We start from the raw sequence: 20,463 nt of genomic DNA on the forward strand, positions 1-20,463 counted from the left end.
GAAAACAAGAGCACGTGTCGCTTTTACTCCGACCGATTTGGACAGACGGATCGTCCGCCGTCCGCCGTCCGGCTACCGCTTGGGGGCACGTCCGCCGTCAGGCGTCATCCGGGTCGGTGGACGGCCAGGCACGGAAGGCCGTGTCGAGAGCTTTGACGAGCTGGCTGAACGAGCGGTCGACGTCCTGGGGGAGCCCGAAGCCGCCGGCCGCCTCCAGCGACACGAAACCGTGCATGGCACTGCGGAGCGCCCGGGTGGCGTCGACCGCGTCGTCGCCCTCCAGGCCGTAGCCGCGCAGCGTCCCGTAGATCGTGCCGACCGCGCGTTCGCCCGCCTTGACGTGGACCGGGTCGTCGGGGGCGGGGACGCGCTGGGTGGTCAGGTACCGGCCCGGGTGGGCGTGGGCATAGGCCCGGTACGCGTCGGCGACGGCCATCACCGCCTCCAGTGACGATCGTCCGACGGCCGCGGTGGCCATCGCCTCGGAAAGTTCTTCGGAGGCCAGCGCCGACAGCTTCTGGCGCAGCGCATCGAGGCCCTTCACGTGTTTGTAGAGGCTGGGGAGCGCGACGCCGAGGCGCTGGGCGACCAGGGCGAGCGTGAGCTTGTCGAGCCCGACCTCGTCGGCCAGATCGGCGGCCTCGGCGACGACGATCGCCGGGGTCAGCCCGGCCCTAGGCAGGGTAGCTCATCTCCATAGCCTCCAAGCTAATCGGGTTAGCTTTCCACGTCAAGGGCCTTTACCTGCGGCGTAATCGACAGGCGTACCCGCGGTCGGGAGCCTTGATCATCGACACCCAGGAGGAGACATGGCCGCATACGCGCTGGCGCACCTGTACGAGTTGTCGAGTCACCCGGACGTGTTCGAGTACCTCGAGCGGATCCAGTCCACGATGGATCCCTTCGGCGGGCGGTTCATCGTCCACGGGACGGTGCCCGAGGTCGCGGAGGGCGAGTGGCCCGGCACCGTCGTCATCATCGAGTTCCCGGGTGTGGACGAGGCCCGGGGGTGGTACCTGTCGCCCGCCTACCAGGAGATCCTGCCCCTGCGGACCGACCACATCCCGGGTGTGGCGATCCTCGTCGACGGGGTCGGGCCCGGGTACGACGCGAAGCTGACCGCCGCACGGATGCGGGAAGCGGCGCTCTAGTCCGCGTTTCACGGGTTCAGGTCGTCTGGGCCTCGGCCACGGCGGGCTGCTGGCCTTTGAAAGGCGGCCTTAGTACTGCAACGGCATTCGGCACGGGACCGGCCGGTCCGGCATCCAGGTCGTGTCACGGGGTCCCATGATCTGGACTCCGTCTCGTCGACTGGGACGACCCGTCTGATTCCCGCACCAAGCCCGGGCTGTGCGGCTGGTCATGGCGAATCATTCGGGGGAACGCCGAGATCGATGGAACATCGCCCCCGCGAGAGCACCCGCAACTTTCCATCGATAACCATTTCCGCTGGACCGGGGCATCGGGCCGCGGCCCACTGTCGTTGCCGTACGAGTACTGCAGCAGCGTTTCGTTAGATAGCTGTCGTCTTCGCTGGTAGTGGGCGTTCTTCGCATGGGCTTGGTGGCGTCGGCGGAGTCGTGAGCAGGCCGGGACATGTGGGGTTGGGCGTGTCGGGGTGTGGATCAGGTGTGTCCCGCAGGTCATCGCGGACGAGGTCGGCGTCCCACCGGGCGATCCGCAGGAACCGCTGCATCCGATCCGGCGTCGAATCCCCGGGCCGCCTCCGCCAGCTGCCAGCCGTTCTTACGTTGCACCGGCGCCAGCAAACCAGTCAGATACACCCGCGCCTGCCGGCGCGGCTCCGCCCGCCCGAACCGGCCCGCGATCCGCGCCACCAACGCATCCAGACCCGCAGCCCACACCGCTCAATCAGCACTGACCACATCAGACACCTGAACAGACCAGTACAACGAAACGCCGCTGTCGTACTAGTTCCAGCCGTAGTCGCGGCGGAGTTCGCGGGCGATCACGTCGAAACGATCGCGGGGCAGGATCGCGCCTTCGCGGCGGATGCCGTCGTCGTCGACCTCGAGCACCCGGTCGAGCCGGATCCAGCTCGGCCGGTTCTCGCGGTCCCAGGCGTCGGCGCCGAGCCCGTACCAGTGTGGCTGGCCGTCGCGCTCTTCGTTCGACGAGAGCATGAGCCCCAGCAGCGTCTTGCCGCGCCGCCCGACGACCAGCACCGGCCGGTCTTTGCCCTGGCTGGGGTCGTCCTCGTACGGCACCCACGTCCAGACGATTTCGCCGGGATCGGCGTCACCGTCGAGGTCGGGTGCGTACGCGAGGGTGTTGGTTCGGATCACGCCCGAACCCTAGCCGGAGGGCCGAACCCAAGCCGGGGCCGAACCCTAGCCGGGGGGCCGCGCGGCGAATCGCTGCTGCCCCTGGATTGTTGTCGAGATTTTGCGTTAACTTGCAAGCGTGACTCGACGGCTTGCGGAAGTGGCGCAGAAAGTAGGGGTCAGCGAGGCCACGGTCAGCCGTGTCCTCAACGGACGCCCCGGGGTGTCCGACGACACCCGGGAAGCCGTGCTCACCGCGCTCGACGTCCTCGGCTACGAGCGGCCCACCCAGCTCCGTGGCGACCGCGGGAGGCTCGTCGGCCTCGTCCTGCCCGAGCTGCAGAACCCGATCTTCCCGGCGTTCGCCGAGGTGGTCGGCGATGCGCTGGCCCAGAAAGGCTTCACGCCGGTGCTGTGTACCCGCACGGCCGGTGGCGTCAGCGAAGCGGAGTACGTCGACCTGTTGCTCGAGCAGCACGTGTCCGGCGTCATGTTCGCGAGCGGTCTGTTCTCGCAGGCCGACGCCGAGCACTCGCACTACGAGCGGCTGGCCTCCCGCCGGCTCCCGGTCGTGCTGGTCAACGCGGGTATCGAGCGGCTGCGCTTCCCCCGCGTCTCGTGTGACGACGGGGTGGCCGTGGCCCAGGCGCTCGGCCACCTGCGCTCGCTCGGTCACGAGCGGATCGGGTTGCTCCTCGGGTCGGCCGATCACGTGCCGTCCCAGCGCAAGCTTGTGGAATTCCGGCAACGAGCGGGCGAGTTGGGCCTGGATGCTCCGCCGGAATTCGTGGTGAATGCGATGTTCTCGGTCGAGGGCGGGCAGGCGGCGGCGACCAAGCTCATCGAGCGTGGGGTCACCGGAATCATCTGCGCGAGTGACGTCCTGGCGCTCGGCGCGGTGCGGGCGGCCCGACGGCGCAGGCTCGCCGTTCCGGAGGACCTCTCGGTGGTGGGGTACGACGACTCCGCGTTCATGAACTGCACCGACCCGCCGCTCACGACGGTCCGGCAGCCGATCGAGGCGATGGGGCGCGCGGCGGTCGAGCTGCTGGCCAACCAGATCAAGGGCGTGTCGGTGGCGCCGGATGAGCTGCTCTTCGAGCCGGAGCTGGTGGTGCGCGCGAGCACCGCGAGGTGCGCGGCCGGCTGATGGGAGCGGTCGCGGCGCGGTTCGGTCGGTGGTGACGGGTGGTCGCGCACCGAGGTCTCGTGGTCGTCGGTTGGCGAGGGCGCCGCTGGGTGGGTCGTGTCCGGCGCGGGGCCCGTCGAGGTCGGTGGTCGCGCGCGTTCTCGCGCAGGTTGTTGCTGGTGGCGTGTTCTCGTCTTCGGGTCTGGTGGGTGGTCGGCTGGCGAGGCGTCGGCGGGTGGGGCGCATCCGGTGTGGGGCCTGTTGAGGTCGTTGGGCGTGGGGGTCTTCGCGCGGGTGGTTGATGGTGACCGGCGTGGATCGCGGGTCAGGTCTGGTGGTGGCTGCGTGCCGTGGGGGGCTGGGCGCATTCCCTGCGCGGGTTGGTGGTGAGGACGGGCGCGTTCGTGGGTCAGGGCTGGTCGGGGTCCCGTCTGGGTGGGCGGAGGCGGCTGAGGTCGGGCGGCTGAGGTCGGGGCTGCGGGCGTCCTAGCTGCGGGCTGGGGCGTGGGGCTCGGGCTTCGTGGCGGAGGTGGCGAGCGGTGCGGGGAGCCCGCGACAGCGAGGGCGGCGCCGGCCATGAACCGGGCCATGGTCGCGTCGCCGCAACGGCCGCCGGCGGGCTCCGGATCTGCGCAAGGCGTTTGCGCGCCGCTTGCGCAAGCCCTGTCGGGCACCCGACCACCCGCCCCCACCGTGATCTAGTCGATATTTTTCAATTCTCGATACAGATCTTGCACTGCTTTGTCGGGGCGCCCTATGGTCTGCGGCACGCGCTCTCCGTAACTACCCCGCGACGGCGGGCGCGGTGGGGTGTCGCCACTACGCGCCACAACGAAGGGCACTCGACGATGAGAACCACCCATCTGCGCGCTGCGACCGCAGCGTTAGCCGCCTGCTCGCTGCTCGCCGCCGCCGCGTGCTCGAGCTCCGACGACGACACCGGCCAAGGCGGAAAGGTCCGCATCACGGTCAACTGCGAGCCGCCGAAGTCGGCGGCGATCGACCGCGCCAGTTTCGAAGAAGACATCGCGCTCTTCGAGAAGCAGAACCCCGACATCGACATCGTCGCCCACGACGCGTTCCCGTGCATGGACCCGAAGACGTTCGACGCCAAGCTGGCCGGCGGCCAGATGGAAACCGTCTACTACGTCTACTTCACCGACGTCGCGAACGTGGTCAAGCGCCACCAGGCCGCCGACATCTCGAAGTACACCGACAAGGTCGCCGGCTACGGCGACATCCAGCCGTCGGTCACCGACATCTTCAAGAGCGACGGCAAGACCTACGGCCTCCCGCGCACGAACTACTCGATGGGCCTGATCTACAACAAGGCGCTCTTCTCCAAGGCCGGCCTCGACCCCAGCAAACCGCCTACCACCTGGGAAGAAGTCCGCGCCGCGGCCAAGAAGATCGCCGGGCTCGGTCAGGGCACGGTCGGGTACGCCGACTACAGCGCGAGCAACCAGGGCGGCTGGCACTTCACCGCCGAGATGTACTCGCAGGGCGGCACGATGGTGTCCGAGGACGGCAAGAAGGCAACTGTCGACTCGCCCGAGGGCAAGGCCGTGCTGCAGTCGCTGAAGGACATGCGCTGGGCCGACAACAGCATGGGCACCAAGCAGCTCCTGCAGATCACCGACGTCCAGCAGCTGATGGGCGCGGGCAAGCTCGGCATGTACCTCTCGGCGCCGGACAACATCCCCGAGGTCGTGAAGAAGTACAAGGGCTCGTACGACGACCTGGCGATCGCCCCGATGCCCGGCAACAAGGCGACGCTGCTCGGCGGCGACGGCTACATGTTCAACCGCAAGGCGACGCCGGAACAGATCGAGGCCGGCGTCAAGTGGGTCGAGTTCCAGAACCTGCAGCCCGGGAGCGGCTCGAACAACTGGGAGCGCGCGGCCCGCAACAAAGCGCCCGTCGGCCTGCCGCAGCCGAACCTGTGGACCGGCGCCACCGCGGACAAAGACAACACGCTGAAAAAACAGTACGCGAACGTCCCGGTCGAGAACTACCAGCTGTTCCAGGACACGGTCGTCCCCGGCAAGCTCGAGCCGCCGCAGGCGCAGCAGATCTACTCGGTGATGGACGGCGTCATGTCGGCGGTACTCACCAACCGCAACGCCGACATCGACAAGCTGCTCGGTGACGCGTCCGACAAGATCGACCGCCTGCTGGCGAACCAGCGCTGATGGCAGTACTGACGACGACGGTCCTGCGGCTCGAAAAGAGCCGCAGGACCACCAAAAAGCTCAAGGACAACGTCGTCGCCTACGGCTTCCTCGCCGGTGGCCTGATCTGCTTCGGGCTGTTCTCCTGGTACCCGGCGTTCCGGGCGCTGGTGCTGGCGTTCCAGCAGACGAACTCGGTCGACGAGCCGACCTGGGTCGGGCTGGAGAACTTCCGGCTGCTGTTCGGCGACCCGGAGTTCGTGGCCGCCTGGCGCAATACGTTCTACTTCACCGGGCTCGCGCTGGTCATCGGGTTCCTGGTGCCGTTCGCGCTCGCGGTGCTGCTCAACGAATTGCGGCACGCGAAGGCGTTCTTCCGGCTCGCGGTCTACCTGCCGGTGATGATCCCGCCGGTGGTCACCGCGCTGCTCTGGAAGTGGTTCTACGACCCCGGGCCCGGCCTGTTCAACGAGGTGCTGCGCTTCCTGCACCTGCCGACGTCGGACTGGACGAACTCGACGAACACCGCGCTGATCTCGCTCGTGCTCGTGGCGACCTGGGCGAACCTGGGCGGCACGGTGCTGATCTACCTGGCCGCGCTGCAGGGCATCCCGGGCGAGCTCTACGAGGCGGCCGAACTCGACGGCGCGAGCGTCTGGCAGCGGATCCGGCACGTGACGATCCCGCAGACCCGGTTCGTCATGTTGATGCTGCTCCTGCTCCAGATCGTCGCCACGATGCAGGTGTTCACCGAGCCCTACATCATGACCGGCGGCGGCCCCGAGGACGCGACGATCACCGTCCTCTACCTGATCTACAAGTACGCGTTCGTCTACCTCGACTACGGCAGCGCCTGCGCACTCAGCGCGATGCTGCTGGCGTTCCTCGGCGTGTTCTCCGCTCTCTACCTCCGCCTGACCAGGGAGGCGACGTGAGAACGCTGATTTCCGAATCCTCACTGAAACGCTACAAGGTCCTCTACTGGGTCATCTTTACCGGCGCTGTGGCGGCGTTCGTCCTCGCGTTCCTGTTCCCGATCTACTGGATGGTCACCGGTGCGCTGAAGTCGTCGGACGAACTCGTCCGCACCCCACCGACGCTGGTACCGGACCAGGTCCATCCGGAGAACTACACCGACGCCTGGGACACGCTCAGCCTCACTACCCACCTGACGAACACCGCGATCCAGGCGGCTGGTGCCTGGCTGTTGCAGATCGTGTTCTGCACGCTCGCCGCCTACGCGCTGTCGCGGCTGAGGCCCGTGTTCGGTTCGGTGATCCTCGGGGGCATCCTGGCGACGCTGATGGTGCCGGCGTCGGCGCTGCTCGTACCGAAGTACCTCACGGTCGTCGACGTGCCGATCGTGCACGTCAACCTGCTGAACAGCCCGCTGGCGATCTGGCTGCCCGCGGTGGCCAACGCGTTCAACCTGTACCTGCTCAAGCGCTTCTTCGACCAGATCCCGACCGAGCTGATCGAAGCGGCGGAGATCGACGGCGCCGGGCCGGTGCGCCGGCTGTGGCACGTCGTCCTGCCGCTCTCCCGGCCCGTCCTCGGTGTCGTCTCGATCTTCGCGGTCGTCGCGGTCTGGCAGGACTTCCTCTGGCCGCTGCTGGTCTTCTCCGATACGAACAAGTCACCGATCAGCGTCGCGCTGGTGCAGCTGTCGAGCGACGCGCCGGTCAGCCAGTTGATCGCCGCGATGGTGATCGCCAGCGTGCCGATGGTCGCGCTGTTCCTGGTTTTCCAACGTCACATCATTGCCGGGATCGGCGCAGGGAGTCTCAAGGGATGAGCTGGTGGAAAACCGCGGCGATCTATCAGATCTACCCGCGCAGCTTCAAGGACGGCAACGGCGACGGGATCGGCGACCTCGCCGGGGTCCGGGCCCAGCTTCCGTACCTGGCCGACCTCGGCGTCGACGCGCTCTGGTTCAACCCCTGGTACCCGTCGTCGGGCGCGGACGGCGGGTACGACGTCATCGACTACCGGGACATCGACCCGGAGTACGGCACGCTCGCCGAGGCCGAGAAGCTCATCGCGGAAGCCAGGGCGCTGGGACTGCGGACGATCGTCGACGTCGTACCGAACCACATCTCGCACCTGCACCCCTGGTTCCAGCGTGCGCTGGAAGGCCACGACCGGGACCTGTTCTGGTTCCGCGACCACCCCAACAACTGGACGTCGGAGTTCGGCGGCGACCCGTGGACCCAGCTGCCGGACGGCGACTGGTACCTGCACCTCTTCACCGCCGAGCAGCCCGACCTGAACTGGACCCATCCCGCGGTGCGGCAAGAGCACGAAGACGTGCTGCGCTTCTGGTTCGACCGCGGCGCGGCCGGCGTCCGCATCGATTCGGCCGTTCTGCCGGTGAAGGACCCGGCGCTGCCGGACCTCGAGGCCGGCCGGCCGCATCCGTTCGTCGACCGGGACGAACTGCACGACATCTACCGGTCGTGGCGGAGGGTGGCCGACTCGTACGAGGACCCGCGGATCCTGGTCGGTGAGCTCTGGCTCCCGGATGCCGCGCGCTTCGCACGCTACCTGCGCCCGGACGAGCTGCACACGGCGTTCAACCTCGACTTCCTCACCTGCCCTTGGGACGCGACCCGGCTGCGCGCCTCGATCGACACCACGCTCGCCGCCCACGCGCCGGTCGACGCGCCGGCGACCTGGGTGTTGTCCAACCACGACGTGACCCGGGTCGTGAGCAGATACGGGCGGACGGACACGTCGTTCTCGTTCGGAGCCAAGAAGGCGGGCGTCCCGACCGACCTCGAGCTGGGCACCCGGCGGGCGCGGGCCGCGGCGCTGCTGGCCTGCGCGCTGCCCGGCGCGGTCTACGTCTACCAGGGTGAGGAACTCGGGCTCCCGGAGTACGAGGTCCCCACCGACGCGATCCGCGACCCGATGCACTTCCGCTCCGGTGGGGTCGACCCGGGCCGGGACGGGTGCCGGATCCCGCTTCCGTGGTCGGGCGGTTCCCCGCCGTACGGTTTCGGAGCGACGCCGACCTGGCTGCCGCAGCCGGCCGGGTGGGACGGGTTGACCGTCGAGGCCCAGGACGGCGCGCCGGACTCGATGCTGACGCTCTACCGCTCGGTGTTGCGGCGGCGGCGCGAGTTCTCCGGCAGCCTGCGGTGGCTCGATCGGGGCGTCGGCGTGCTCGCGTTCGCCCGCGACGCGGGGCCGGTCTGCGTAGTGAACCTGTCGCCGGCGCCGGTGGCGCTCGACGGTGAGGTCGTGCTGGCGAGCGGACCGATCGAGGACGGGTTCTTGCCGGTGGATACCGCCGCCTATATAAGGATTGACTTATAATCGCGAGGTGCACGCCTTCGATGTCCTGGGAGATCCGGTCCGGCGCCGGATCCTGGAGTTGTTGGCCGACGGCGAGCAGAGCGCCGGTGACGTGACCGCGGCGGTGCGGGCCGAGTTCGGGCTCTCGCAGCCCGGCGTTTCGCAGCACCTGCGGGTACTCCGCGAAAACGGGTTCACGACCGTCCGGGCCGAGGGTGCCCGGCGCCTGTACGCGGTCGACCCGGCCCCGCTCCAGGAGGTCGACGCCTGGCTCGACCAGTACCGCCGGTTCTGGAACCAGGGACTCGACGCGCTCGGCACCGAACTGGCCCGAGGTCGTCGGCGCCGCGGTTGATCCTGAGCGGCGGTCGTCACGTTAGGTAGATGTGGGACGATCACGGCCATGACCAGCCAGGGCTTCGCGCGGGAGGCGCGCGCCGGGGTTTTCACCCTGGTTTGCCTGAGCTTGTCGATCGCGCTGCACTCCTGGGCCGCGGGCGGACCGCCTTCGATGACCGCGATGTTCGCCGGTGCCGGCCTCGTTCTGGTCGTCGCGTTCGGGCTCGCCGGGCGTGAGCGGCGCTACCCGTTCCTCGTCTCGGTGATGCTGACCGCCCAGGCCGTCCTGCACCTGCTGTTCGAGGTGCTGCCGCACGCCGGTCACCACGGCGAGGCGGCGGTGACGCTCGGTGGCCTGCCGTCCGTCGCGATGGTGCTGGCGCACCTCGGGGCCGGCCTGTCGGCTGCGGCCTGGTTGCGCGGCGGCGAGACCGCCGTCCGGCGGATCTGCGGGTGGCTCGCCCGTACGGCCGGGCCCTTGCACCTGCTCTGGACGCTCGTCCGCGCACTGATCCGGCCCGCGCACCGTCCCGCTCTGGCCCGGGCGGCCGAACACCCGATCGCGCGGTACGCGACGGAGTGGCGCCACAGCGTGATCCGGCGGGGCCCACCTGCCGCCTGCGCGCGCTAGCTCGACCTTCTCTCTCCCCGCACGGCGATGCGCCGTGTGCGTTGCGTGTTTGCCTACCCTCCTGAACCCCGCCATACCCCCGTGAAAGGACCTAGACATGACGGTAACGACGGGCCACCGACGGCTCCTGGTGCGCGCCGCCGCGGTGGTCTTCGCCACCGGCGTCGCGGTGCTGGGCTTTGCCGGCCCGGCGTCCGCGCACGTGACGGTCAACCCGTCCGAGGCGACGCAGGGCGGCTACGCCGCGTTGACGTTCCGCGTGCCCAACGAGGAGGCGGCCGCCTCGACGACAAAACTCGAGGTTGTCCTCCCGTCTGACAACCCGATCGCCTCGGTGTCGGTCAAGCCCGTCCCCGGCTGGAAGATCGAGACCACGACGTCCAAGCTGCCCAAGCCGATCACCACTGACGACGGTCAGCTGACCGAGGCCATCAGCAAGATCACCTGGACCGCCACCGCTCCGGCCAACGCGATCGCGCCGAACCAGTTCCAGGAGTTCTCGATCTCCGTCGGACCGCTGCCGGAGACCGACAAGCTGGTGTTCAAGGTGCTGCAGACGTACTCGAACGGCGAGGTCGCCCGCTGGATCGAGGAGCAGACCGGCAGTGAGGAGCCGAAGAACCCGGCTCCGACGCTGACGCTGACCAAGGGCAGCGGCGACGGTGACCACCACGACGCCGCGAAGACCGACACCAGCGAGGCCGCGTCCGCGTCCAGCACGTCCGGCTCCGAGTCTGGGAACGGGCTCGCGATCGGCCTGGGCGTCGCCGGGCTGGTCGCCGGTGTGGCCGGCCTGATCGCCGGCCTGCTGGCGCTGCGCCGCTCGACCGCCTCCTGACTTGTACGCTCCTGACCTGGCCGGATACCGCCCGCACCGCACGATCGAGAACATCGACCTGTGCGGAGACGGACGGGCGGTACCCGGCCTCGTCGCACGCTTCTACCGGCGCTCCGAGGGCGCGCGGGTGTCGTCGGTCGGGCACTACACGTACCGCGGCGAGGACACGTTGCTGGCCTGGGGTTACGTCGGCGAGCCGGACTGCGCGTTCCACGCCGTCGGGCTCCCCGGCCGGGGCTGGGACGCACCGCGACCCGGCTGTCCGCGCGCCGAGCTCGTGCTCGCCGCCGACGGCCGGGTCGTCGGGATGTTCCTGCGCTAGGCGGTCTGCTCGACCCGGGCCGACCGGCGTACGACGGCGACCGACAGCACGGTCAGCGCCAGGCCGCTGGTGAGCGCGACCGCGTGCAGTGCGGGGTTCGCGATCGGGACGAACGCGACCACCGCCACCGGTAGTTGGAGGCCGATGACCAGGGCCAGCAGCGCGCCCCGGCGGGCACCACCCCAGAAGTAGGCCGTCCACAGTGGTGCCGTCACGACGGCGAGCGTCAGGACGTCCAACAGCGAGTGCAGGTAGGGATTCGCCACCCGATCGTGAGCGAACGCGGACGCGGGCGAAGCCACGGCCAGGACGGTTAAGGCTCCGGCGAGCACAACGAGCAGTCGACGCATGGCGCCTCCTCGGGCTTGGCTGGTGGGCCCTTCACTGATCGAGGTTAGGCGACGACGGTCGGTAAGTGAAGGCACTCCTAAGGGGAGACCTCGAGTACCCCGCGCATCCCGCTCTCGGCGTGGTACAGGCACGGGAACGGATACCGGCCCGGCTTCGACACGGTCACCCGGAACGTGACCGTCTGTCCGCCGTTGACGTTTCCCGCCGTCTGGTTCCGGAGCGTCAGGTCGTGCGGTGTCACCCCGATGTTCTGCAGGCGGAACTCGATCACACCCGGCTTCGCCGTCACGTGGTCGGGGACGAATTTCAGGTCGTCGGTCATGCTCACCGAGATCCGCTGGACGCCGTCCGGGCCGGTCGTGGCGGCGACCGCGGGTGCCTCGGAGGTCGCCGCGGTGACCGGGGCGTCCGACGCCCCGACGCCGCCGGGTCCACCCTCGGGGCCCCAGGAGCAGCCGGCGACGACGAGTACCAGGGCCAGAATCGCTCGTTTCACCGGTTGATCTCCTCGAACAGGGACTGGCCGAGGTACCGGCCGGCGGTGGCGCCGCCGGGCATCGCGAACAGCGCGCTGGTCTCGTGCCGGGTGAACGCGCCGAGCCGGTCGTGCCCCGCGACGAGGTTCTGCTGCACCGGGATGAACCCGGTCCGGGGATCGGACTGCCAGGCCAGGAAGATCAGCCCGGCCTCGACGCTCCCGTCGGGCAGCGGGTCGGCGAACGAGTAACCCCGCCGCAGCAGCGCCGCGCCCCGGTTGAACGCCGACGTCGCCAGCCGGATGTGCGAGTTCTCCGCGATCATCGGCGCGCCGTCCGAGCCCCGCCGCCCGAAGTTCGCCGGGGTCGTCTCGACGCCGCCGGACAGCGGTGCGCCGCTCTGCTTCTTCCGGCCGATCACCTGCTCCTGGTCGGCGACCGGGTGTTTCTCCCAGTCGTCGAGCAGCATCCGGATCCGGCGGACGACCAGGTACGAGCCGTCCTTCATCCAGCCGTCGTCGGCGAACACGGTGCGGGCGAACGTCGCCTCGGTGGGTTTCGGGTTGCGGGTGCCGTCGAGCTGCCCCATCAGGTTGCGGACGGTCGCGCCCTCGTTCGTCGTCACGCCGCGGCCGCGGGTGAAACCGGCGAACTGCCAGCGCGGTTTCGCGACGCCGGCGGCGAGCCGTTCGAGCGTCCGGAGCGCCGAGAACGCCACGACCGCGTCGTCGGCCGAGACCAGGACGCCCAGGTCACCGTCGCTGCGGGACGCGTCGAGCGACTCGCCCGCGAACGCCGGGAGCGGGGCCAGCGCCGCCGGGCGGGCGGTCACCGGGATACCCGCCCGGCCGAACAGGCTCGGCCCGAAGCCGACAGTGATCGTGAGGCTCGCCGGACCGCTGTCGGCGGTCGGATCGTCCTTCGCGTTGCCGGTGGTGAGGGCCTCGGCCGCGGTGGTCCAGCGTTGCAGCAGCGCCTTCAGAGCGCCGGCGTCGGTGCCGGGGAGCAGGTCGAACGCGGCGACCCGGGCGTGCGACTGGCGCTGGACCGGTGTCGCGATACCGGCCTGGCGGGCGCCCCGGAACGGCACGACCTTGCTGCCGACCGACCCCAGCGGAACCGTCGTGGTCTGTTCCGGTGCCGCCGCCGGTGGACCGCTGCCCGCGGCCAGTTGCAGGCCCGCCCCGGCGAGGCCGCCGACCCCGAGCGCCCCGGCCAGGCCCACCAGCTCCCGCCGGCTGACGCCCTGCCGACGGGTGCCGGTGAGCACCGGTTCTTCGTCCTCTCCGGGCTCCGGCTCCGGCTCGGACTCTTCGGCGACGGCATCGGCGACCGCGACGGCATCGGCATCGGCATCGGCGGCAGGCCGGGAAGCCGCTGCGGTTGAGCGTCCGGAAAGTAGTAGTTGGAGGGCGAGGGCGCCGAGCAGGCCCAGCCCGAGGCCCAGGCCGAGCAGGACCGAGAGCCGGTCGACGGCCGGCGGGAGCACGGTCGGGGCCGAGGAGCGCCAGAAGACCGGCAGGTCGGGCACGCCGGACGCGACCGCGACGCAGACCCCGACGATCGCCGCGGCCCAGGTCCCCCCGTCCCGGCGGCGTCCCAGCAGGTACACCGCGAACCCGCCGATCGCCCACACCGCGGCCTGCGGCAGCAGCGGCACGACGAACGCGCTGAACCCGCGATCGCCGAGCAGCGCGACCCCGATGCTGTGCGCCGCGTCCGCGAGCACGACCAGCAGCGTCGCGGCGGCGAGCAGCGGGAACGCCCAGCGTCGGCCGATCGCGACGCAGAGCGCGGGCGCCGCGAGCAGAGCCAGCGCGGCTGCGAACCACCCCCACGGAGCCGGGCCGGGCACCCAGGTGAGCGTCCCCGACCCGATCAGGGCCTTACCGCCGTAGTCGAGCGTGATCGTCCAGCGGCTGAGCGTGTGCACCTCGTCGGGCGCCGCGCTCACGACCGGGGGCAGCGTGGTCTGCATCCAGTGGGTCCGGTGGTCGTGCCAGCGAAACGAGTTCTGACCGGAGATCTTCCGCCAGGACGGCGCCTTCTTCGGGTCCGCGGTCGCCGGGACGCTGGTCACGCCGTACCGGTCGGCGTTCAGGTAGTACGCGGGCGAGTTCTCGTTGACGAAGACGCCGTCCGGCCCGACCTTCGCGTACGGCTCGCCCTGGTAGCCCCGGACGACGACCGGGGTGTCCGTGGTGTCGCGGACCTCGAGCTTGCTGCCGTTCTCCACCACCCGCAGCTCGACGCCCGGCACGCCGGAGAACTGCGTGAGGGTCGTGCGGAAGTCGGTCGCGCCGACACCGCCGACCGTGTGCGCCGACGCCGGCCCGGCCCCGAGCGCGAGGATCCCCGTCACCAGGGCGGCGAGCACCGCGAACCGGCGGAGCCACATGCGTGAACCTGCACTTCCTCGTCGGGACGTCCTGGCATTGGTCGCTCGGGCGTCGCCGGAGGTTCCCGGCACAGGGAGATAGTCGTCACTCCGGTCGGCGGCCCGTGCGGGCACCGCTCCGGCGAGGAGCTACCGTCTGCTGCCGTGACCTCCGTGTTTCCCAATGAAGTCGTTACGGTCGTCGGGATCGGTGCCGACGGCTGGACCGGGCTCGGGGATCCCGCACGGGCCGCGCTGGGTGAGGCCGACGTCGTGTTCGGCAGCCGGCGGCAGCTCGCCCTGCTCCCGGCGGATCTCCCGGCCGAGCGGGCGGGCTGGCCGCGGCCGATGCTGCCGGCGATCCCGTCGCTGCTCGGCGCACACGCCGGACGCCGGATCGTGGTGCTGGCCAGCGGCGATCCGATGTTCTTCGGCGTCGGCTCGACGCTGGTGCGCCAGCTCGGTGCCGAGCGCGTGCGAGTGCTCACGCACCCCTCGTCGATCTCTCTGGCCTGTGCCCGGCTGGGCTGGCCGGAGGAGAGGGTCGAGATCGTCAGCCTGGTCGGGCGTCCGGTCGAGCGGCTGCACACGGCGATCCACCCGGGCCGCCGGGTGCTCGCGCTGAGCGCCGACGGGTCGACGCCCGCGCAGGTCGCGGCACTGCTGGTGGGGCGCGGGTACGGCCCCAGCAGCCTCACGGTGCTGGAGCACCTGGGCTCGGAGGCGGAGACCCGGCGGACGGGAACGGCGTCCGAGTGGGCCGGCGAGAGCACCGCGGCACTGAACGTGATCGCGATCGAGTGCGTGGCCTCGCCGGACGCCCAGCTGCTCCCGCTGGTGCCCGGTCTGCCCGACGACGCGTTCGATCACGACGGCCAGATCACGAAACGTGAGGTCAGGGCGATCACGCTGGCCCGGCTCACGCCGATTCCGGGCCAGTTGCTGTGGGACGTCGGCGCGGGCGCGGGGAGCATCGCGATCGAGTGGTTGCGCACCGATCGCTCCTGCCGCGCGGTCGCGGTCGAGCACCGCCCGGACCGGGCCGCCCGGCTGGCGGGCAACGCGGCCGCGCTCGGGGTGCCGGGCCTGACCGTGGAGGTCGGCTCGGTGCCGGGGGCGCTGGCCGCGCTCGAGCCGCCGGACGCGATCTTCATCGGCGGGGCGGTCACCACCCCGGGCGTCGTCGAGGCCTGCTGGGAGGCGCTGAAGCCCGGCGGCCGGCTGGTCGCGAACGCGGTGACGATCGAGTCGGAAGCCGTGCTGGCCCGGTGGCAGGCGTCGCTGGGTGGTGACCTGACCCGCATCGAGATCAGCCGGGCGGCCCCGATCGGCGGGTTCCTCGGGTGGAAGCCGATGATGCCGGTGACGCAATGGGTGGTGACCAGGCGATGACCGTGCACTTCATCGGGGCCGGGCCCGGTGCGGCCGACCTGATGACGCTGCGGGGCCGGGCGCTGATCGAAGCGTCGCCGGTGTGTCTGTACGCGGGATCGCTGGTACCGCCGGAGTTACTGTCGTGGTGCCCGGCCGGGGCGCGGCTGGCCGACACGGCGTCGCTGACCCTCGACGAGATCGTCGCTCTGCTCGCGGAGGCACATGCCGCCGGCCTCGACGTCGCCCGGCTGCACTCGGGCGACCCGTCGGTGTTCAGCGCGATGGCCGAGCAGATGCGCCGGCTGGACGCGCTGGGGATTCCGTACGACGTGACGCCGGGAGTGCCCGCGTTCGCGGCGGCCGCCGCCGCGTTGAAGCACGAGCTGACGGTGCCAGGAGTGGGGCAGACCGTGATTTTGACCCGGACGTCGGCGCGGGCGACGCCGATGCCGCCGGGTGAGGATCTGGCGACGCTGGGCGCGAGCCGCTCGACGATCGTGCTGCACCTGGCCGTGCAGCGGATCGCCGCGGTGGTCTCCGAGCTGATCCCGTCCTACGGCGAGGACTGCCCGGTGGCGGTGGTCGCCAGGGCCAGCCGGGAGGACGAACTGGTGCTGCGCGGGACGCTCGGCGACATCACCGCGGCGGTCGAGGCCGCGGGCGTGGTGCGCACGGCGGTGATCATCGTGGGCGCGGTGCTGACCGCGTCCGAGTTCTCCGACTCCCACCTGTACTCGTCGGACCGGTGCCGAGAGTCCTGATCCTCGGGGGAACCGGGGACGCCCGCGTGCTCGCCGCCCTGGTGGCGGGCCGCTACGACGTGGTGAGTTCGCTGGCCGGACGGGTGCGGTCGCCACTGCTGCCGGTGGGCGAGGTACGGATCGGAGGATTCGGGGGCGTTCCCGGCCTGGTTTCGTACCTGCGCTCCTCCGGGGTGTCGGCGGTCGTGGACGCCACCCACCCGTTCGCGGCCGGGATGACGTCGCACGCGGTGCAGGCGTGTGCGCTCGCCCGGGTGCCGTTGCTGGTGCTGCGGCGTCCCGGCTGGGTGGAGGGGCCCGGCGACCGGTGGGTACGCGTCCCGACCCATACGGCCGCGGCCGCGGCACTGCCCTCGCTGGGGTCGCGGGTGCTGTTGACGATCGGCCGCCAGGAGCTGGCGGCGTTCGCGGCGTGCGTGTCGCCGTGGTTCCTGGTGCGTTCGGTGGACCCGCCGTCGGCGGAGCTGCCGCCGCACTCCCAGGTGCTGCTGTCGCGGGGCCCGTACACGCTCGACGGGGAGCTCGCGCTGCTGCGGGAGCACCGGATCGACGTGGTGGTCACCAAGGACAGCGGCGGCGAAGCCACGTACCCCAAGCTGGCCGCCGCCAGGGCCCTGCACCTGCCCGTGCTGATGATCTCCCGGCCCCCGGTGCCTGCGGTCCGGTCCGCCCCCACCCCCGCGGAGGCGGCCGAGTGGCTGGCGTCCGTTCTCAGTACCGGCGCGGGGTGAACACGCCGTGCGGGGTGGCCCTGGTGCGGGACGAACCCACGATCAACAGCGTGCGCATGTCCACCTCGGACACGTCCAGCTCGCCGAGCGTCACCACCCGCACGGTCTCCTCCGGGCCGCCCACGTCCCGGCCGATCACCACCGGCGTCTCCGGCGCCCGCCGGGTCAGCAGCAGTTCCTTCGCCGCCTCGATCTGGTGCCGCCGCGACTTCGACGCGGGGTTGTAGATCGCGATCACGAAGTCCGCGGCCGCGGCCGCGTCCAGCCGGGCCGTGATCACCTCGAACGGCTTCAACCGGTCCGACAGCGAGATCACGCAGAAGTCGTGCCCCAGAGGCGCTCCCACCCGGGACGCCACCGCCTGCGCCGCGGTGAGCCCCGGGACCACCCGCACCGGCACGTCGGCCCAGCGCGGATCCTCCGCCACCTCCAGCACCGCCGCCGCCATCGCGAAGACGCCCGGGTCGCCGGACGACACGACCGCCACCCGTGACCCCTTCAAGGCCAGGTCCAGCGCGAACGCGGCCCGTTCGGCCTCGACCCGGTTGTCGGAGGCGTGCCGCCGCTGCCGCGGATTCGCCGGCACCCGGTCGAGGTAGGGGCCGTATCCGACCAGCTCGTCGGCGGACGCCAGCGCGGCCAGCGATTCCGGCGTCTGCCGGTCGCGCCCGCCCGGCCCGAGCCCCACGACCACGACCTCACCGGACGGCGAAACCACGGGTGCCGCGGGCACGGCCGCTGCCGGCAACCCGGGCGACAACCGGCTCGGCAGCATCGCCATCGAGAAGTACGGCACCGACGACGGGTCGACGTCTCCGAGCGGAGCCACCCGCTCCGCGCCGGTGGTCGCCCGCTCGACGTACCAGGCCTCGTCCAGGCGCCCGGCCGTCTCCAGCGCGGAACGCACCGACCCGAACGTGCGCCCCAGCTTCATGACGACCGCGGGATCGTCACCGGCCAGCCGGTCCGCCAGCGACGGCGTCGGCAGGGTGCCCGGCAGGACCGTCAGCACTTCGTCCCGCTCCACCAGCGGTCGCCCCAGCGCCGCCGACGCCCCGCTCACCGAGGTCACCCCGGGCACGACCACGGCCTCGTACCGAGGCGCCAGCCGCTTGTGCAGGTGCATGTAGGACCCGTAGAAGAACGGATCGCCTTCCGCGAGCACCACCACGTCCCGCCCGGCGTCCAGGTGCACGGCCAGCCGCTCGGCCACCGAGGTGTAGAACTCGTCCAGCGCCCCCTGGTACCCGCCCGGGTGCGACGTCGACTCCGTCGTCACCGGGTAGACCAGCTGCTCCTCGATCTGGCCGGCACGGAGGTAAGGCTCTGCCACCGACCGCGCGACGCTCCGCCCGTGCCGCGCCGAGTGGTACGCGATCACCGGAGCGCCGGAAATCAGCCGTGCGGCTTTCACCGTCACCAGCTCCGGATCGCCCGGTCCGACCCCGACGCCGTACAACCGCCCGCTCATTACTCGTCCTCGCTGGCCAGCGCATTGAGCGCGCCGGCCGTCATCGCGCTGCCGCCCCGGCGCCCGCGCACGATCAGGTACTCCAGCCCGAGGTCGTTCGCGGCCAGCGCGTCCTTCGACTCGGCGGCGCCGATGAACCCCACCGGGATACCGAGCACCGCGGCCGGCCGGGGCGCACCCGCGGCGATCAGGTCGAGCAGGTGGAACAGCGCCGTCGGCGCGTTCCCGATCGCGACGACCGCGCCCTCCATCCGGTCGCGCCAGAGCTCCACCGCCGCCGCGCTGCGGGTCGTGCCCAGCGCGGCCGCCAGCGCGGGCACTCCCGGGTCCGACAGCGTGCAGATCACGTCGTTCGACGACGGCAGCCGCCGCCGCGTCACCCCGGCCGCGACCATCTGCGCGTCGCAGAGGATCGGCGCCCCGGCCCGGAGCGCGGCCACCGCCGCCGGTACCGCGCCCGGCGAGAACGCCAGGTCGCCGACCAGGTCGACCATGCCGCAGGAGTGGATCATCCGCACCGCGACCCGGGCCACGTCGTCCGGCAACCCGCTCAGATCGGCCTCGGCCCGGATCGTCGCGAACGACTGCCGGTAGATCTCCGCACCGTCGCGGATGTACTGCCCGCTCACTTAGCTGCTCCTCCTGGCGGCCGCGACGGTCGCGGCCAGCTCCTCCACGCTCGAGTCCTCGCCGTCGACCCGGTAGCCGTCGTCGGTGGCGAGCACGTCGACGTGCTCGCCCGCCGGGCGTCCGCACCGCCGTTCGCACCCGGCGAAGTGCACGGCCCTCCCGCCGTCGACCGCCGAGGACAACGCGGTGGACGCGTGGCCGCGAACGTCCGCGCGTGACTTCGCGCACCCGGGCCGGCCCGTGCAGGCGGTCGCGGTCGCCCACGGTGACGCCGGATCCGTGATCAGCCCGGCGCTGGTCAGAGCAGCAACGATCGCAGGCGCCTCCGCGGCCGGAATCCCGGGGAGCACCACCCCTCGCCAGGGAGTGACGATGATCTCCTCCCCGGCCACGCTCCTCACGATCCCCATCTGGGCCACGCTCAACCGCCCCAGCGGAGCCCCGAACCCGATCGCCGTCCCGCCGCTCAGCAGGCCGATCAGTCCCGTCGGCACCACCGGTTCGGGTAAGACGTCGGCCGCCGTTCCCGACGCGCCGGGTGAGAACCGTGCGCCGGGTGAGAACCGTGCGCCGGGTGAGGACCGTGCGCCGGGTGAGGACCGTGCGCCGGGTGAGGACCGTGCGCCGGGTGAGATTCGCGCGCCGAGTGCGAGCCGCGCGGCGACGCGGGCGGGGCCGTCGTCCAGCTCGGACAGGCGCCAGGCCCCGGAGGCCTGTGCCTCGCGCTCGGCGAGGAAGGCCCTCGCGGCGGCGATCAGGACCGGAACGGCCTGGTCCGGACCCACCCGCAGGCCGCTGTCGACCCCGGCCAGCAGCAGCCTGTCAGACCCCAGCAGCACGGTCACGTCCGCACCCAGCCCGGCCACGTCGCGGTCGGTGTCCACCGCGAACAGGAACCGGCCGGGGAGCTCGGCCAGCTCCGGCGCACCGCACAGCGCCGCGTCCAGCGCCGACACCACCGCCTGCACCCCACCCAGCGGAGACGCGACGATGTTCCGCACCCGCTCGTGCGTCTCGGACGGGAGCAGCCCGGCCGCGGCCAGCCGTTCGGCGAGCGCCGCCGGGTCGGACACGCCCCGGATCTGCAGATTGGCCCGGGACGTCAACTCGATCGGCCCGAACGGAAGCAACGCGTCCCACTGAGTGAGGCTCACCACGCCGCCCGGCACCCGGATCCGGGCCAGACCGCCGTCCGCCGCCGGGTGGACCTGCAGCGCGCCGGGGCAGCTGTCGGCCGCCGTGCGGCGGGGAGCGGGCGCGGCGGTGGGCATAGCCGGATG

General features: G+C 71.3%; 21 protein-coding genes and 1 pseudogene. 13 read left to right on the top strand and 9 right to left on the bottom strand.

Annotation, left to right across the window (positions count from 1 at the left end):
- Positions 1 to 97 precede the first annotated feature (97 nt).
- Positions 98 to 544 (bottom strand): TetR-like C-terminal domain-containing protein, encoded by a 447-nt coding sequence (locus ACIBZJ_RS33565; protein WP_395936875.1) that lies wholly within the window; start codon positions 542 to 544, stop codon positions 98 to 100.
- A 265-nt stretch (positions 545 to 809) separates the two neighbouring features.
- Here ACIBZJ_RS33565 and ACIBZJ_RS33570 point away from each other — a divergent pair, with 265 nt between their 5' ends.
- A complete protein-coding gene (locus ACIBZJ_RS33570; protein WP_395936877.1) occupies positions 810 to 1,151 on the top strand; it encodes a DUF1330 domain-containing protein in 342 nt (113 codons plus the stop codon).
- 452 nt (positions 1,152 to 1,603) lie between these two features.
- Here ACIBZJ_RS33570 and ACIBZJ_RS33575 read toward each other — a convergent pair.
- Both ACIBZJ_RS33575 and ACIBZJ_RS33580 read right to left on the bottom strand, forming a co-directional pair.
- Positions 1,604 to 1,865: pseudogene (locus ACIBZJ_RS33575) on the bottom strand (transposase); the annotation flags it as partial.
- Between the two features lie 66 nt (positions 1,866 to 1,931).
- Positions 1,932 to 2,306, bottom strand: coding sequence for a type II toxin-antitoxin system PemK/MazF family toxin (locus tag ACIBZJ_RS33580; RefSeq protein WP_395936879.1), 375 nt, complete (start codon positions 2,304 to 2,306; stop codon positions 1,932 to 1,934).
- A gap of 118 nt (positions 2,307 to 2,424) precedes the next feature.
- Between ACIBZJ_RS33580 and ACIBZJ_RS33585 the strand changes: the two genes are divergently transcribed.
- From ACIBZJ_RS33585 to ACIBZJ_RS33625, 9 genes are all read left to right on the top strand, one after another.
- Positions 2,425 to 3,435: a LacI family DNA-binding transcriptional regulator gene (locus ACIBZJ_RS33585; protein WP_395936881.1), complete on the top strand. Its 1,011-nt coding sequence runs from the start codon at positions 2,425 to 2,427 to the stop codon at positions 3,433 to 3,435.
- A gap of 827 nt (positions 3,436 to 4,262) precedes the next feature.
- On the top strand, positions 4,263 to 5,606 hold the full coding sequence (locus tag ACIBZJ_RS33590) for an extracellular solute-binding protein (protein ID WP_395936883.1): 1,344 nt from the start codon (positions 4,263 to 4,265) through the stop codon (positions 5,604 to 5,606).
- Positions 5,606 to 6,520, top strand: coding sequence for a carbohydrate ABC transporter permease (locus tag ACIBZJ_RS33595; RefSeq protein ID WP_395936885.1), 915 nt, complete (start codon positions 5,606 to 5,608; stop codon positions 6,518 to 6,520). Before ACIBZJ_RS33590 ends, ACIBZJ_RS33595 begins: the two co-directional genes overlap by 1 nt.
- Positions 6,517 to 7,380 carry a carbohydrate ABC transporter permease gene (locus tag ACIBZJ_RS33600; protein ID WP_395936887.1) on the top strand — a complete coding sequence of 288 codons (864 nt, stop codon included), beginning with the start codon at positions 6,517 to 6,519 and terminating at the stop codon, positions 7,378 to 7,380. Before ACIBZJ_RS33595 ends, ACIBZJ_RS33600 begins: the two co-directional genes overlap by 4 nt.
- Positions 7,377 to 8,903: a glycoside hydrolase family 13 protein gene (locus tag ACIBZJ_RS33605; protein ID WP_395936889.1), complete on the top strand. Its 1,527-nt coding sequence runs from the start codon at positions 7,377 to 7,379 to the stop codon at positions 8,901 to 8,903. Before ACIBZJ_RS33600 ends, ACIBZJ_RS33605 begins: the two co-directional genes overlap by 4 nt.
- A gap of 7 nt (positions 8,904 to 8,910) precedes the next feature.
- On the top strand, positions 8,911 to 9,237 hold the full coding sequence (locus ACIBZJ_RS33610; protein ID WP_395936891.1) for an ArsR/SmtB family transcription factor: 327 nt from the start codon (positions 8,911 to 8,913) through the stop codon (positions 9,235 to 9,237).
- A gap of 48 nt (positions 9,238 to 9,285) precedes the next feature.
- Entirely contained in the window at positions 9,286 to 9,852 is a 567-nt protein-coding gene (locus ACIBZJ_RS33615; protein WP_395936893.1) for a hypothetical protein, read from the top strand.
- 97 nt (positions 9,853 to 9,949) lie between these two features.
- Positions 9,950 to 10,690, top strand: a complete 741-nt coding sequence (locus ACIBZJ_RS33620; protein WP_395936895.1) for a YcnI family protein — start codon at positions 9,950 to 9,952, stop codon at positions 10,688 to 10,690.
- Position 10,691: 1 nt separating this feature from the next.
- Positions 10,692 to 11,012, top strand: a complete 321-nt coding sequence (locus ACIBZJ_RS33625; protein ID WP_395936897.1) for a hypothetical protein — start codon at positions 10,692 to 10,694, stop codon at positions 11,010 to 11,012.
- On the opposite strand, the gene ACIBZJ_RS33630 is transcribed toward ACIBZJ_RS33625, so the two are convergent.
- The 3 genes from ACIBZJ_RS33630 to ACIBZJ_RS33640 all read right to left on the bottom strand — a co-directional run bounded on the left by ACIBZJ_RS33630 (position 11,009) and on the right by ACIBZJ_RS33640 (position 14,237).
- Positions 11,009 to 11,362, bottom strand: coding sequence for a hypothetical protein (locus ACIBZJ_RS33630; RefSeq protein WP_395936899.1), 354 nt, complete (start codon positions 11,360 to 11,362; stop codon positions 11,009 to 11,011). The genes ACIBZJ_RS33625 and ACIBZJ_RS33630 overlap by 4 nt on opposite strands.
- Before the next feature lie 77 nt (positions 11,363 to 11,439).
- Entirely contained in the window at positions 11,440 to 11,859 is a 420-nt protein-coding gene (locus tag ACIBZJ_RS33635; RefSeq protein ID WP_395936901.1) for a cupredoxin domain-containing protein, read from the bottom strand.
- A complete protein-coding gene (locus ACIBZJ_RS33640; RefSeq protein ID WP_395936903.1) occupies positions 11,856 to 14,237 on the bottom strand; it encodes a Dyp-type peroxidase in 2,382 nt (793 codons plus the stop codon). The genes ACIBZJ_RS33635 and ACIBZJ_RS33640 overlap by 4 nt, the downstream gene beginning before the upstream one ends.
- Positions 14,238 to 14,381: 144 nt before the next feature.
- On the opposite strand from ACIBZJ_RS33640, the gene cbiE reads away from it, so the two are divergent.
- From cbiE to ACIBZJ_RS33655, 3 genes are read left to right on the top strand one after another with little or no spacing between them, the layout of a single operon-like run.
- A complete protein-coding gene (cbiE, locus tag ACIBZJ_RS33645; RefSeq protein WP_395936905.1) occupies positions 14,382 to 15,608 on the top strand; it encodes a precorrin-6y C5,15-methyltransferase (decarboxylating) subunit CbiE in 1,227 nt (408 codons plus the stop codon).
- Entirely contained in the window at positions 15,605 to 16,351 is a 747-nt protein-coding gene (cobM, locus tag ACIBZJ_RS33650; RefSeq protein ID WP_395936989.1) for a precorrin-4 C(11)-methyltransferase, read from the top strand. Before cbiE ends, cobM begins: the two co-directional genes overlap by 4 nt.
- A complete protein-coding gene (locus tag ACIBZJ_RS33655) occupies positions 16,336 to 17,082 on the top strand; it encodes a cobalt-precorrin-6A reductase (RefSeq protein ID WP_395936907.1) in 747 nt (248 codons plus the stop codon). The genes cobM and ACIBZJ_RS33655 overlap by 16 nt, the downstream gene beginning before the upstream one ends.
- On the opposite strand, the gene ACIBZJ_RS33660 is transcribed toward ACIBZJ_RS33655, so the two are convergent.
- From ACIBZJ_RS33660 to ACIBZJ_RS33670, 3 genes are read right to left on the bottom strand one after another with little or no spacing between them, the layout of a single operon-like run.
- On the bottom strand, positions 17,063 to 18,553 hold the full coding sequence (locus ACIBZJ_RS33660) for a precorrin-2 C(20)-methyltransferase (RefSeq protein ID WP_395936909.1): 1,491 nt from the start codon (positions 18,551 to 18,553) through the stop codon (positions 17,063 to 17,065). The genes ACIBZJ_RS33655 and ACIBZJ_RS33660 overlap by 20 nt on opposite strands.
- On the bottom strand, positions 18,553 to 19,182 hold the full coding sequence (locus tag ACIBZJ_RS33665) for a precorrin-8X methylmutase (protein WP_395936911.1): 630 nt from the start codon (positions 19,180 to 19,182) through the stop codon (positions 18,553 to 18,555). The genes ACIBZJ_RS33660 and ACIBZJ_RS33665 overlap by 1 nt, the downstream gene beginning before the upstream one ends.
- On the bottom strand, positions 19,183 to 20,454 hold the full coding sequence (locus ACIBZJ_RS33670; protein ID WP_395936913.1) for a precorrin-3B synthase: 1,272 nt from the start codon (positions 20,452 to 20,454) through the stop codon (positions 19,183 to 19,185).
- Positions 20,455 to 20,463 lie beyond the last annotated feature (9 nt).

The sequence above is a fragment of the Cryptosporangium sp. NPDC051539 genome (assembly GCF_044454545.1).
In the GTDB taxonomy this organism is placed as follows: Bacteria; Actinomycetota; Actinomycetes; order Mycobacteriales; family Cryptosporangiaceae; genus Cryptosporangium.